This is a genomic window from Rheinheimera riviphila, from assembly GCF_004005945.1.
GTDB lineage: Bacteria > Pseudomonadota > Gammaproteobacteria > Enterobacterales > Alteromonadaceae > Pararheinheimera > Pararheinheimera riviphila.
Map to the genome: position 1 here is coordinate 202,939 of NZ_SACS01000003.1, position 13,504 is coordinate 216,442.

Consider the following 13,504-nt stretch of genomic DNA (forward strand, 5'->3'; position numbering starts at 1 on the left):
TCAAGCACGTCTTCTTTGCATCAACAACGTCTAAAACAACAGGTGTGCCATACCTGCGATCACCGGTAAAGTCACAATGGTACGCAGCAGGAAAATCAGTAATAAATCCAGCAACGTGACCGGGATCCGACTTCCGAGCAGCAAAGCCCCGACTTCCGACATATAAATCAGTTGTGTGACCGACAAAGCCGCAATCACAAACCGGGTCATTTCATTTGGCACCGTAGAAATTAAAATCGAAGGCACGAACATATCGGCAAAACCGACCATCACCGATTTTGAAGCTTCGCTGGCAAATGGAATTTGCAGTAGTTCAAATACCGGGACAAAAGGTGCACCTAAGTAACTAAACAGCGGTGTATATTCAGCCAGGATCAACGCGCAACTACCGACCGCCATAATCACCGGTAACACGCCAAGCAACATGTCCAGTACGGTCTCTAACCCTTCTTTGATCGTACTGCCTACACCGGGCGCCATACTTGCACGATGTAGTCCATGAGAAAAAGCACGTGCCCAAATTGATGTACGGCTGAAATGCCCGCCTTCAGCAACCATTTGATCGGTACCGGTCAGGTAGGTATCAGACTTGCGGTTTAACGGTGGTAAGCGCGGTACTATAATGGCTGCAACAATACCGGCCAGACAAATTGTTGCGTAAAAAGGCACAAACATATGTTCGAGTTTTACCTGGCCCAACACCACCAAACAAAAAGTAACCGAAACCGCTGAAAATGTAGTGCCGATCACCGCGGCTTCCCGCGCGGTGTAAAAACCGGCTTCATATTGTTTGCTGGTCAGTAAAATACCAACGCTGCCATCACCCAGCCAGGAGGCGATGCAATCCACTGCGGAGCGACCCGGCAACCGGAACACTGGCCGCATAATTTTACTCATCAGGGTGCCGACCATTTCCAGCAAACCGAAATTCAATAACAGCGGCAGTAATAAACCGGCAAACACAAACACACAGAGCAGCACCGGCAGTAAGTCGTTAAAAACCAGAGCCCCGGTCGCTTTACTAATCACAAAGGCCGGTCCAACCCCCGAATACACCATCACAATCAGTGCGGCACCCAGCAGGCGCACAAACAGCCAAATCCAGCTTGGGTTAAACAACTTTTGCCACAATGGCCGTTGTAATAAAGCCGCTGGCTGGAACAGTTTTGTTCCCAATGTCGCCAGTGCTGACGACACCACCAACACCGTTAACAACATGGGAATGGCATCACCTAAAGTGGTTTTCAGCCAGTTCGCCAGCATCGCGACCGGGATCGTCAGACCTTGGGCTGAGGGAATGGGTGTCATAAACAGGAACAAACCGGCTAACGACGGTATCGCCAACACCGCCAGATTGCGCCAGCTGAAATAATTCACAGAATGAGCAGATGACATAGTTAAATCAGAATGAGCAGACTCAGAATGCGGCAAGGGTAATGACTTTATCGGCGAATGTCACCTTTTTGGCAGGCGAAGAGCCACGACTGGTTAAATTTTGACAAATCACACCGCTGCCGTGGTGCAAACCAGCACGCACCGGAAACCGACAGCGGTCAGTTCATTTCGATAAACAGCAAGCCAAGTAAATAAATATCTTCGCTTTCCGCGCCGCAGCGTACCACTTTGGCATGCGCATCGAGCGGCACCAGACTGGTGTTGGTCGATTCTAACCGTACATGCAGCATCAGCCCCATTTCCAGTGGTTCATCCACTTCGACTGACATACCGGTGGCACTTAAATCGCGGCAAATGCCGCTGAGCACGCGGCCGGATTCCGGGTCGTTGACGATCATCTGCACATCGCTATTGACCATCATCCGGAAGTAATTTCGTTTATCGTTGCGAGTCAGCATGACATCCTCTGTTGCGTTGGCCAGATACAGCGCATAAATCATCCGATTGTTATAATTCTTTCAGCGCCCGCTGTAAAGGTGCGAAAGCCGCAGCGTTATTTTCGCAACGGCGGTTTCAGCAAATTTTAACCAAGAAGTTATTTATATTCCTGCACTGCCAACAACACCCGCTTGGACGAAATCGGGTACGGCGTACCTAACTGCTGCGCGAACAACGACACTTTTAATTCTTCCAGCATCCAGCGGATAGCATCCACTTCAACTGGCAGCACCTTGCCGGAAAACTTACCGAGTAACGCCTGATAAGCGTCCGCCGCTTTCTGATACTCGTGCATCATTAACCGATCACGTTGTGGATCCACCGGCAATTTTTCCAACCGTTTTTGCAGCGCCTGTAAATAGCGTTTCACATCATCCAGTTTCGCAGCGCCGTGTGCGGTGACAAAACCTTTAAACAGCAAAGTATCTAATTGCTGTTTGATATCCGCATTGGCATAAGCCAAAGCTAAATCGAGCCTGCCGCGTAGTTTTTTCGAAATATCATGGCCAATGGTTAGAATTTGCTCCACTTTGAGGGCAATGCTGACCACCCGCTCGCCGATTTCGGCGCGCACTTTATCGCGCAGTTGCAAAAACTCTGTGTCACTTTCCGGCCACTCGGCTTCGCTGACCAGGCTATCAATACCGGCGGCGATGCAATCGTCAATCAGCTCCAGCACTTTGCCAAAGGGGTTAAAATACAAACCCAGCTTGGCTTTATTTGGCAACGACTCCTGCAGATATTTCACTGGCGATGGAATATTCAGCAGCAACAAGCGGCGTAGTCCAAGCAAGGACAACGCCCTAGCTTGCTCCGGGTTATCCAGCAATTTAATCGACACACTGTGTTTATCATCAATCAGCGCCGGGAAGGCTTTGATTTCATAACCACTTTGAATTTTGATGTACTCGCGTGGTAATTCACCAAAACTCCATTCGGTCAGTTTTTGCTGCTCAATGCCCTGCTCGGCCACTTGGCTCAACGTCTGTTGCACCTTACCCTGCAATTCTTGTTTCAGTAAATCCAGCGAACGGCCTTGTTTCAGGGTATGGCCCTGGTCATCCACCACTTTAAAATTAAATTTCAGATGCGCATCTAAAGCTGATAATTCCCAGCTACCATCCGGAATAGTGACACCGCTCATCCGTTTTAAGCGCTGACTGACCACATCCAATAACGCACCATCGTCCGGCTTAATACTTTGCAGCAACGCATCGGCGTAGTTCGGTGCCGGCACAAAATTACGGCGCAGCACTTTTGGCAAGGATTTAATCAGCGCCACCAACAAGTCATGGCGAAGGCCAGGAATTAACCAATCAAAGCCCTGATTTTGCAGCTGATTTAAAAGCGTTAACGGAATAATTAAACTCACGCCATCATCAGGTGCGCCCGGCGAAAAATGATATTCCAGTGGCAAAGTCAGATTGCCCTGACGCCACAATTCCGGGTAACTGTCGGCCGTCACCGCATCGGCACCGTGCTTTTTCAGGCTATCCGGGTCAAAGTTGAGAAACTTCGGATTTTTTTTCTGCTGCTCGCGCCACCATTTTGCAAAATCGACGCGGTTATTTGCAAACTGCGGAATTTTCTCGGCATAAAAACCAGCCAGCGTTTCTTCATCAACCAGAATATCGCGGCGACGGGATTTGTCTTCGAGTTCAGTGACCGCTTCAATCAAGCGCTGATTGTGCTGTAAAAAGGCTTCATTGCTACCAAGGTCCTGATTCACCAGCGCTTCACGGATAAACAACTGGTGACAAAGCGCCGGGTCAATTTTGCTATACAGCACCGCCCGTTTGGCGACAATCACCAAACCATACAACGTCACTTGCTCGTAGGCGATGACCGCGCCGCGTTTTTTCTCCCAATGCGGCTCACTGAAACTGCGATTGACCAGATGCTGCGCCAACGGCTCAATCCACTCTGGTTCAATTTTGGCGATAGTGCGCGCATACAAGCGGCTGGTTTCTACCAGCTCAGCGCTCATCACCCATTTTGGTTTGCGCTTAAATAAGCCACTGCCCGGGAACACAAAAAACCGGCTTTGCCGCGGCCCCATATAATCGGCTTCAGAATCGCGGGTACCGATTTGGCCCAATAAACCGGTCAAAATACTGCTGTGAATGCTGTGATAATCGCCTGCCTGCTCATTGATCGTAAATTGCAGTTCCTGCGCCACTTGCGACAACTGGCCGAATAAATCCTGCCACTCACGCACCCGCAGGTAATTCAGCAGTTCAACTTTACACATGCGGCGGAATTGATTGTTGGTTAAAGCTTCTTGCTGTTGTTGCAGGTAATCCCAAAGTTTCAGCATGGTGATAAAATCTGAATCCGGATCGGTAAAACGACCGTGCAGTTCATCGGCTTTTTGTTGTTTATCCAGTGGACGCTCGCGTGGGTCCTGAATTGACAACGCCGCCGTCACCACCAGCACTTCGCGCAAACAGTTTTGCCCGGCAGCGGCGAGGATCATCCGCGCTAATTTGGGATCAACCGGTAAACGACTCAGTTGTTTGCCCAAAGGAGCCAGTTGCAGCCCTTCGCCCCGTTCGGTTTTCAGTGCGCCCAGCTCTTCGAGTAACTTCACACCATCGTTGATAAAACGGCTATCCGGTTTTTGCAAAAACGGGAACTGCTGAATATCACCCAAACCCAGCGACAACATCTGCAAAATAACCGAGGCTAAGTTAGTGCGCAGAATTTCCGGATCGGTAAATTCCGGCCGTCCCAGAAAATCCTCTTCGCTATATAAGCGAATACAAATACCGGCAGCCACCCGGCCACAACGGCCTTTACGTTGATTGGCACTGGCCTGGCTAATGGCTTCAATCGGTAATTGCTGCACTTTCGAGCGATAGCTATAGCGTGACAAGCGCGCGGTGCCAGGGTCGATGACATAACGAATGCCCGGCACTGTCAGTGAAGTTTCTGCCACGTTAGTCGCTAGCACGATGCGCCGTCCAACATGGTTTTGGAAAATGCGGTTTTGCTCAGCCGCGCTTAATCGGGCGTACAACGGCAGGATTTCAGTATGCGGCAGTTTTTGTTTTTCCAGCGCATCGGCGGTATCGCGAATTTCACGCTCACCATTAAGGAAAATCAGAATATCGCCCGGCGGCTCCCGATACAGCTCATTCACTGCATCAAAGATTGCCTGCAGCTGATCGGCATCTTTATCTTCGTTTTCACTGGCTGGCCGGTAGCGAACTTCCACCGGATAAGTACGGCCGGACACTTCAATCACCGGCGCATCGTTAAAATGTTTCGAAAAGCGCTGTGGATCGATCGTCGCCGAGGTAATAATGATTTTTAAATCAGGGCGTTTCGGCAGCAGCTGCTTAAAATAACCGAGCAAAAAATCGATGTTCAGACTGCGCTCGTGCGCTTCATCGATGATGATGGTGTCGTATTGCGTTAAGAACCGGTCTTGCTGAATTTCCGCCAGCAAAATACCGTCGGTCATCAGTTTGATATGAGAAAGTGGCGTGCTGTGATCGCCAAAGCGGATTTTAAAACCCACCTGCTGGCCGAGCTGACACTGCAACTCATCGGCCAAGCGCTGCGCCACACTGCGCGCTGCCAACCGGCGTGGCTGAGTATGACCAATAAAACCTTTGATGCCACGACCCAGTTCCAGACAAATTTTCGGTAGCTGGGTCGTTTTTCCGGAACCGGTTTCACCCGCCACAATCACCACCTGATGGGCGGCAATGGCGGCTTTAATGTCTTCGCGTTTACCAACCACTGGTAGCTCAGGCGGATAAGTAATACGAGGTAAAGTTTGTTGGCGCTGGGCTCTGAGGGTTTTGGATTTTTCGAGGTCGGCCTGAATTTTTTCAAGCGCCGCTTGCTGTTTGGTAGCGTCTAGTTTATTCACCCCGTGCAGCCGTTTTTTCAGGCTAAACAGGTCTTTATTCATGCAGTTGGACAATTCGCCAAACAATTGCTCGCGCAACGTAGCAATGCTATTTGTCACAGATGATCCAGCAGTCATAGATGGTACAGCAGTCAAAACAACGCCCTCATTCTAGCAAGGGCGTTATGCTACAAGGTTGGCAGAGCCAGATCCAGCAAAGCCGGACAGAATCCAGCCACAAATCAGCAAAAGCGCCGCTTAACTGACGGCGCGATAATGCGAATGCAGTTCCTGATCGATGGCTCTGAGCACATCGGTGCGGCTAATCACGCCGACTAACAGGCCATTGTCGTCGACCACCGGATAAATTTTTGGTTTGGCGCCAAGCATTTGCTGGGCTAAATCAATAATGCTGGTATTGGGTTTTACGGTGAGGACTTCACTGCGCATCACATCGCGGACATGGGCGCTGACCTGATCGTGATAAGACGATAATAACATCCGCGCCAGACAATCTTGTTCTGATAAAAAACCCACCACTTTATGGTTTTTATCAATCACTGGCCCGCCAAGCTGACCAGCATCGGTGAGTTTATCAACCGCCGTTTCCAACGTCATCTCGGCATGGAAAGTGACGGGATGATGATTCATCTGGTCTGCCACTTTGAGTAAATTCATGCAATTCCCCTCGGATTTTTGATTTTGGGACTAGCTTTGGAACTGAAAGTGGCTGAGTTCACAGCCACTTTGTAAGCCTAGTGCAAAAATCCGGCTTCGGTAGTCGCATTACTCGCTTTTTGTAACTTCCTGAAAAATAGCTACTTCTGCAACCTGACCAGCACTGCGTTTGGCGCGGTACATGCCTTCGGTATTAAATGGCCAACTGATGTTGCCTTGTTTATCCATCACAATCACGCCGCCGGTACCACCGACTTTTTTCAGTTCTTGTTGAATCACCTGATCCGCAGCTTCCGCTGCACTGATGCCGCCATATTTCACCCGGGCACAAATATCAGCGGCAACGCGATAGCGGATAAAAAACTCACCATGCCCGGTGGCTGACACCGCACAGCTACTGTTGTCAGCAAAATTGCCGGCACCAATAATAGGTGCATCACCAATCCGGCCATATCGCTTGGCAGTCATGCCGCCGGTGGAGGTTGCGGCCGCCAGATTGCCTTGTTTATCCAGCGCCACAGCGCCGACAGTGCCCATATTCCACTCTGGTTGCCAGTTTGGCGATAACCGGAGTGACGCCTGATGCGGTTGTTTTTTCATTGATTCCAGCGCTTTTTGCAATGCTTTCAACCGAAATTCGGTGTCAAAATAGCTATTCGCGACCAATTCCAGCTGCTGCTCTTTAGCAAATTGTTCAGCGCCTTTACCTGCCAGCATCACATGCTCTGATTTTTCCATTACCGCCCGCGCCAGCAACACCGGGTTTTTCACATTGGTGACACCAGCAACAGCCCCAGCTTCCAGCGTGTCGCCGCGCATAATAGACGCATCCAGTTCATGACCACCATCATAGGTATAGACTGCGCCTTTACCGGCATTGAACAGCGGCGAATCTTCCAGCACCAATACTGCTTTGGTAATGGCGTCCAGACTACTGCCACCTTGTTCCAGCACCACATAACCAGCATCAACCGCCGCTTTTAGCGTACGTTCATAATCAGCCTGCTGCGCCGGGGTCATACTGGCTTTGTTGATGGTGCCGGCGCCGCCGTGAATAACAATGGCAAAGTCGGTTTTGGCGACAGCTGGCATCGCGAGCCCGGCGACAAGCAGCCCTAATGTCAGTGGTTTAAAGTGGGAGGCTGAAAATAATCTGCGCATAACTTTCCTCGGTAGTACAAGTCGTACAAGAAGCGATGGATCCGGATTTGACTAGCAATATCGCGAAAAGCTATCTCATAGCAATGAAAATTCGTTGGCTTGCGGTTGAAAGCACAAAGTGGGCGTTAAATGTATGGCTAAACCACTGGCGGCAATTAATCGCAGTTTTTGGCTTTGTGAAAGCCCGCATCCAGCGCCGCCGCCTCATCGCTAAACCAACGGCGGTTTTTCTCGCCGATCTGACTAAAACCCGGGCAATGTGCCAGGTGATACAGCTTGCTGTTTTTGTTGCCTAATACCTGGGTTGCACCTGTAACTGCCGGTGTTGATTGCTTAGTCACCTTCGCTGCCGTTGGCGGCGTCGCACTTCTGCCATAACCCGTTGGCAGATAACCCAAATACCACTCGCGGCTACCGGTGACAAAATAATTCGGCTGTCCCATTTGCTGGGCAATCCGCTGGTGCAGTTGCAGTTCACGCTCATCAACCGGATCGGCCTGGTGCCATTTTAAAAACAGCTGTTGCTGTGCATCCTCAAGCTGTAGCGCGTATTTATCCGCCATATAAAAATAGATGCGCGCGATATCACCGCGAATTTCGGCTCTGGGTTCGGCTAGTTTACGTTTAAAATCAATCCGGATTGGACAAGCACCATGCTGAGCACGCGCACCGGGTAACTCAGCAAAAGCAAAATTGGCGCGGTCGCCATTGACTTCACCAATGGCTGGTTTGAGGTTAAACAAATCAGCTTCCATGCGCCGAAATTCGTCGTCATTACGGCCACATTGCTCGCGGCCACCTTGTTGCCAGCAGCTTAAATTGCGACCAAATTGATGCGCCGGCACCACATGTTCCCATTCTATCCGCTGAGCCCGCGGGCCATTTTTGCGCACCTGATAACCACAGGCTTTTAAATCCGGAATACCTTTGCCACCTTGCCAACGCAGTGGACAAGCGCAATAAAAGGTTTGGTTTTCATCACTATAAATCCGCTGCGCCAAACGTTTCGCTTCAGAAAAATCATCGGGGGCTGCCAGCAGAGCAAAGCTCATCAGCTGTAATAAAACGGCGTAAACAACCGGCCATTGGTACTTCATTGTTTGATCACTCTTGTTTGGCAACAGACATCAGTGCACTGCGACTTCCGGTCGAATCTAAATTAAGGTGGGACGCATTCAGGCGGAACACGCGCATTATTACACAGCATTTCAATTGATTAAATTAGCTGGCACTGATTTGCCAGAATTCGACTTTGCCTTATACTGCGGCCAATCATTTCTGCTGGCGGACGTTATTTTGGCGGCAACTTTTTACTTTCACGATTATGAAACCTGGGGCGCGGATCCGAAAAAAGATCGGCCAGCACAATTTGCCGGATTACGTACCGATCTCGCGTTAAACCCGCTTGGCGAAGCGCAGATGTGGTACTGCCAACTGGCTGCGGATTATTTACCGCACCCGGTCGCAGCGTTAATCACCGGTTTAACGCCCCAGTTATGTAATCAAAAAGGCTTGCCGGAAGTGCAGTTTATGCAGCGGATTTTGCAGGAATTCAGTACCGCTGAAACCTGTGTGGTCGGTTATAACAATCTGCGATTTGATGACGAAATCACCCGTTATAGTTTGTGGCGCAATTTCCTTGACCCTTATGGTCGTGAATGGCAACAAGGCAACAGTCGCTGGGACCTTATCGATGTGGTGCGTGCTTGTTATGCGCTGCGTCCGGAAGGCATTCAATGGCCACAACACGACAATGGCAACCCGAGTTTTCGGCTCGAAGATTTAACCAAAGCCAACGGTCTCGAGCACCAGCATGCCCACGATGCACGCTCAGATGTGTACGCCACTATCGGTATCGCCAAATTAGTGCAACAAGCGCAACCTAAGTTGTTTCAGTACTTATTCGAAAATCGTAAAAAACAACAAGTGCAGGCGCTGATTGACGTGGCCGGCATGACGCCGCTGGTGCATGTGTCGTCAAAATTCCCGGCAAGCCAGGGTTGTTGTAGCTGGATAGTGCCTTTGGCGTTTCATCCGACCAATAAAAACGCTGTGATCTGTTTTAATTTGCAGTCGGATCCAAGACTGCTCGCCGATCTAACTATCGAGCAGCTCAATGAACGGCTTTATCGCAAAACTGCCGATCTAGCCGACGATGAACCCAGACCTGGCTTAAAACTAGTGCATCTGAATAAATGTCCGGTGCTGGCCAATGCCAAAACGCTGAGCGAAGCGCGCGCGGTGGAACTTGGAATTGACCGCAAGGCGTGCCTGGCCAATCTGGAATGGCTGAAACAAAACCGGCAGTTGCAGCAAAAAGTGGTCGAGTTGTATCAGCATGCGGCTGAATTTAAAGCCGAAACCAACCCGGATTATATGCTGTATCAAGGCTTTACTTCGGATAGCGATAAACAACAGATGCAGCGGCTGCACCAATTAGCGCCAGAAGCGCTGCAAGGCAACGCCATTCAGTTTCAGGATGACCGGTTAAATCAATTGTTGTTCCGGTTTCGCGCCAGAAACTATCCACACACGCTGACCTTTGACGAAATGGAAAAATGGCGACGTTATTGTCATGATAAATTGACACTGGGGTTGGATCAGCCGGCATTAACTTTTGAAGATTTTACCCTGGCGCTGGAAAGTGCCGCCGAAAGTCAGCAAAACGACCCGAAAAAAATGCAAATTTTGCAAGCGTTATATCGATTTGTAAGCGCTTAAGGCTGAGTTCCGAAGATAGTAAAATATCATTTTTAACATCGCAATTTAGTAAATAAGTCGCTAATATATGTGGTATTAACGAGCACGACATTTTGAGTGTCAGAGTGTTTTACACATTGGCGTTAATGCTAACGGATACTAGCGTTTAAGTTTGCTAAATCAGCAACTTATAATATTGGCTGATTTCTTGCTTAACTCAATCGAATTTGATTTCGAGGTAGTAAAATGAACCAACATCACGATACACAAACCACAGATGTAACTGCGACCCCTGCAGTTCTGCCACAGGAACAGGCTCCTGGGTTGTCACGTCGTAAGTTTTTAACCCGCGCTGGTGTGGGTTCTTTACCCGTTATCATGTCGATTAAAAGTGGTAGTGCCTGGGGCTGTGTCGACTTAAAATGTACACCTGGTGAAACCAGCCTGAGTAACTCGGGTTCTGCGGTTGCATCAGCAACATCGACCAGCGATGGCAAACCAGCAGCTTATAAAAAGCCAAAATGGTCGACTATTAAAATCATCAAAGATGTATTCAGTGTTGATTTTAATAGCTATCTATTAGAAACCTACCAATACACGCTCTACACCAAATCTGGCAGCAAATACACTGAGATCTCCAAAAGCAACTGTAAAAGCTGGTGGACGACTGTTAAAGCTTCGACTTGCTATACCAAAAAGAGCAGCTCAAATTATCCAAGATATACCGGCACTAAACGTGAACCTGGTATGTTTGGCACCAAAGTGTTGATCAACAGCACTAAATTCTCTGAAATTTTTGGTACCGGCACTACGGCAAATTTCCTTACCTGCCTGAGCATGAATGACTCGCTGGAACAGTATTTGGTTGCAGCCTTTATCGGGGCGGTTTGGGAACGTCACACTGAATACCGTAACCAATACGGTAGCCGTGAATTGTGTTACCCGGCGCCACAAGATTTGATCGATGCTTATCAGGATGCATTAAATCGTGATAACGGCTTGGAAGACTTACGGACTTTATTAAAGTTCTATACCATCGGTTGATGATAGCTTGCCCAAACCTCAAAATTCTACCCCGGACTATGCCAACAGCATACTCCGGGGTTCTTCTTCTGCGACATTAACACTGGCCACCGACGACAACTCAGGTGTGGTCTGTTTTGATGTATTTACGCAAGATACATGGATCGAACTGCCCGAAACTGCTAACGTAACCACTTCTTCAGTGGAAAATTGATCATCAATGACAACAAGTTTTGTGCTGGCCTCTGCCCCTTTTAATTTTCAGGTCAATACCAGTGGCTCCGTGTTGTATGATCAATTGCAACAACTCTATCCAGCGTCAGTACTGCAAAACTCTCCCTCCACTGACATTATTGATTTTCAAATTGATTTCAAAAAAAACTGGTGGTCTTTCAGCCAAAGCTACGCCTTTAAATTGGGTCAGCATCATTTCCGGATGACCGCCAAACCCCAGTTACTCAGTGTGTTTGAATGGGGTTTAAACTGGGCAGTTTCTTCTTATCAAAACCGCTACCTGTGCATTCACGCTGCGGTGCTGGAAAAAAACGGCATCAGTCTGATTTTGCCAGCGCCACCAGGCTCTGGCAAAAGTACGTTATGCGCATTATTGATGTTGTCTGGCTGGCGTTTGTTGTCTGATGAACATTGCTTGATTGACCCACAAACCGGGATGATTTTGCCTTTTGTGCGGCCAATCAGTTTAAAAAACCGCTCAATTGCCGTGCTCAATCAACGTTATGCCAAAAACATCGTTCAATGTGTGGTGCCGGATACCTTTAAAGGCACTATCGGTTATTTGCCGCCAACTGCCGAAAGCTGGCAGTTGATGCACCAGCCGGTACAACCGGCCTATGTGATTTTCCCCAAATATAACGCTCATGTTGCGGCAACTGAATTCTCCGGTATTGAACAAAGTCAGTTGTTTATGCAACTGGCGGTGAATTGTTTTAATTACACCGTGTTGGCCGAAGTGGGTTTTGAAACCCTGGGACGTTTAGTAAAACAAGTCGTTGGCATTCGGTTGGAATATGCCAATACCGATGAGGCTTTGCAGCTGATTGCGGAGCTTGACTGATGACGCCGGTCTGCCTGCAACTCCTGCAAAACCCGGCGAAATTTATTGAACACGCCAATGCGCAAATCTGGACTGATTTGATTCATCAGGCGCGGGAACAAGCGCTGCTCGGCAGTTGTTATTTCCTGCTACAGGATGCCGGTTTATATGATGCGATCCCCGAAAAAGTCAAAACCCATCTGTATTCCGGTTATATCTACGCCCAGAAGCAAAAAATCAGCTTAATCAAAGAAATGCTAAAGCTGGAACCGTTTTTCAGTGACGCGCCTTATCCCTGTGTCTTGCTCAAAGGCTGCGCTTACCGGCTGACTGAATTGGCGATGGCTCGGGGCCGGGTGTTTTCTGATATTGATATTCTGGTGCCACAACAGCAGTTCCCCGATGCACTGCAACGATTAAACGAAGCCGGTTTTATCGAATTTGGCATGTCCGATTATGACCGGCGTTATTATTTACGCTGGTCGCATCAGCATCCGCCATTGATCCATTATCTGCGTGGTGTATCCATCGATTTGCACCATCATATTTATCCGGTATCGTCCCAGGAAAATATCTTAATCGAGCCGATGCTGCGCCAATCGATCCCGCTGGCCGGTTCGTCCTTTGCCGTGCCGACCAAAGCACTGATGTTTGTGCATGCTTGTGTCCATTTGTTTTATCAGGACGAAACTCACAAGCTGGTCAAAGACTTATGGGATTTATACCAGCTATATCTGGATGCTATTGCTGAAGGTGAAGCGAACATTGTGCAGGCCGCCACCGATTTGAACGCGCAAGCTGCGGTTTATTATGCCTTTGATGTGCTTGAGTGGTTGTTTCAAATTAATGTCTCGGCGCTGGCCCTCACCCAGTTAAAACCTTTTGCCAACCACTCGCAGCGCCGGTCCATGCGCTGGTTATTAACACAATTGTTCAACCCACAAAGTAGCTGGCATCGGCTGGCGCATATTTGGTGGGCCATCCGCGGCCATTTGCTGAAAATGGGGCCAATGACACTGCTTTATCACAGTGTTGCCAAGTCGGTGGAACAATACCGTGAACGGCGTATTCATACCGCGCAGCAGCAACAACAAGATGCGCTGACCAAACCTAAAGATGCCGGTTTTCAGTAAACT

The 13,504-nt window shown here is 49.0% G+C and carries 10 protein-coding genes; 4 read left to right on the plus strand and 6 right to left on the minus strand.

Annotated features, from left to right (window positions below; genetic code table 11):
- Positions 1-30: 30 nt before the first annotated feature.
- The 6 genes from EOE67_RS04670 to EOE67_RS04695 all read right to left on the minus strand — a co-directional run bounded on the left by EOE67_RS04670 (position 31) and on the right by EOE67_RS04695 (position 8,688).
- Entirely contained in the window at positions 31-1,395 is a 1,365-nt protein-coding gene (locus EOE67_RS04670; protein ID WP_127697883.1) for a YjiH family protein, read from the minus strand.
- Positions 1,396-1,553: 158 nt separating this feature from the next.
- Positions 1,554-1,853, minus strand: coding sequence for a PilZ domain-containing protein (locus EOE67_RS04675; protein ID WP_127697884.1), 300 nt, complete (start codon positions 1,851-1,853; stop codon positions 1,554-1,556).
- 137 nt (positions 1,854-1,990) lie between these two features.
- A complete protein-coding gene (gene hrpA, locus EOE67_RS04680) occupies positions 1,991-5,872 on the minus strand; it encodes an ATP-dependent RNA helicase HrpA (protein ID WP_240652715.1) in 3,882 nt (1,293 codons plus the stop codon).
- 138 nt (positions 5,873-6,010) lie between these two features.
- Complete coding sequence (locus tag EOE67_RS04685; RefSeq protein WP_127697886.1) at positions 6,011-6,430, minus strand: CBS domain-containing protein; 420 nt, start codon at positions 6,428-6,430, stop codon at positions 6,011-6,013.
- A gap of 108 nt (positions 6,431-6,538) precedes the next feature.
- Positions 6,539-7,591: an isoaspartyl peptidase/L-asparaginase family protein gene (locus EOE67_RS04690; protein ID WP_240652716.1), complete on the minus strand. Its 1,053-nt coding sequence runs from the start codon at positions 7,589-7,591 to the stop codon at positions 6,539-6,541.
- 155 nt (positions 7,592-7,746) lie between these two features.
- Entirely contained in the window at positions 7,747-8,688 is a 942-nt protein-coding gene (locus EOE67_RS04695) for an endonuclease (protein WP_127697887.1), read from the minus strand.
- A gap of 115 nt (positions 8,689-8,803) precedes the next feature.
- Here EOE67_RS04695 and sbcB point away from each other — a divergent pair, with 115 nt between their 5' ends.
- The 4 genes from sbcB (at position 8,804) to EOE67_RS04715 (ending at position 13,501) form a co-directional block, all read left to right on the plus strand.
- Positions 8,804-10,312, plus strand: coding sequence for an exodeoxyribonuclease I (gene sbcB / locus EOE67_RS04700; RefSeq protein WP_240652717.1), 1,509 nt, complete (start codon positions 8,804-8,806; stop codon positions 10,310-10,312).
- Positions 10,313-10,537: 225 nt separating this feature from the next.
- Positions 10,538-11,335: a hypothetical protein gene (locus EOE67_RS04705; protein ID WP_127697888.1), complete on the plus strand. Its 798-nt coding sequence runs from the start codon at positions 10,538-10,540 to the stop codon at positions 11,333-11,335.
- Between the two features lie 199 nt (positions 11,336-11,534).
- A complete protein-coding gene (locus tag EOE67_RS04710; RefSeq protein ID WP_127697889.1) occupies positions 11,535-12,389 on the plus strand; it encodes an HprK-related kinase A in 855 nt (284 codons plus the stop codon).
- Positions 12,389-13,501 (plus strand): nucleotidyltransferase family protein, encoded by a 1,113-nt coding sequence (locus EOE67_RS04715; protein ID WP_127697890.1) that lies wholly within the window; start codon positions 12,389-12,391, stop codon positions 13,499-13,501. Before EOE67_RS04710 ends, EOE67_RS04715 begins: the two co-directional genes overlap by 1 nt.
- The last annotated feature ends 3 nt before the right edge of the window (positions 13,502-13,504 follow it).

Bases quoted from the DNA above. Each gene is read 5' to 3' on its own strand.
- EOE67_RS04670 (WP_127697883.1), bottom strand. From the start codon at position 1,395: ATGTCATCTGCTCATTCTGTGAATTATTTCAGCTGGCGCAATCTGGCG.
- EOE67_RS04675 (WP_127697884.1), bottom strand. From the start codon at position 1,853: ATGCTGACTCGCAACGATAAACGAAATTACTTCCGGATGATGGTCAAT.
- EOE67_RS04685 (WP_127697886.1), bottom strand. From the start codon at position 6,430: ATGAATTTACTCAAAGTGGCAGACCAGATGAATCATCATCCCGTCACT.
- EOE67_RS04690 (WP_240652716.1), bottom strand. From the start codon at position 7,591: ATGCGCAGATTATTTTCAGCCTCCCACTTTAAACCACTGACATTAGGG.
- EOE67_RS04695 (WP_127697887.1), bottom strand. From the start codon at position 8,688: ATGAAGTACCAATGGCCGGTTGTTTACGCCGTTTTATTACAGCTGATG.
- EOE67_RS04705 (WP_127697888.1), top strand. From the start codon at position 10,538: ATGAACCAACATCACGATACACAAACCACAGATGTAACTGCGACCCCT.
- EOE67_RS04710 (WP_127697889.1), top strand. From the start codon at position 11,535: ATGACAACAAGTTTTGTGCTGGCCTCTGCCCCTTTTAATTTTCAGGTC.
- EOE67_RS04715 (WP_127697890.1), top strand. From the start codon at position 12,389: ATGACGCCGGTCTGCCTGCAACTCCTGCAAAACCCGGCGAAATTTATT.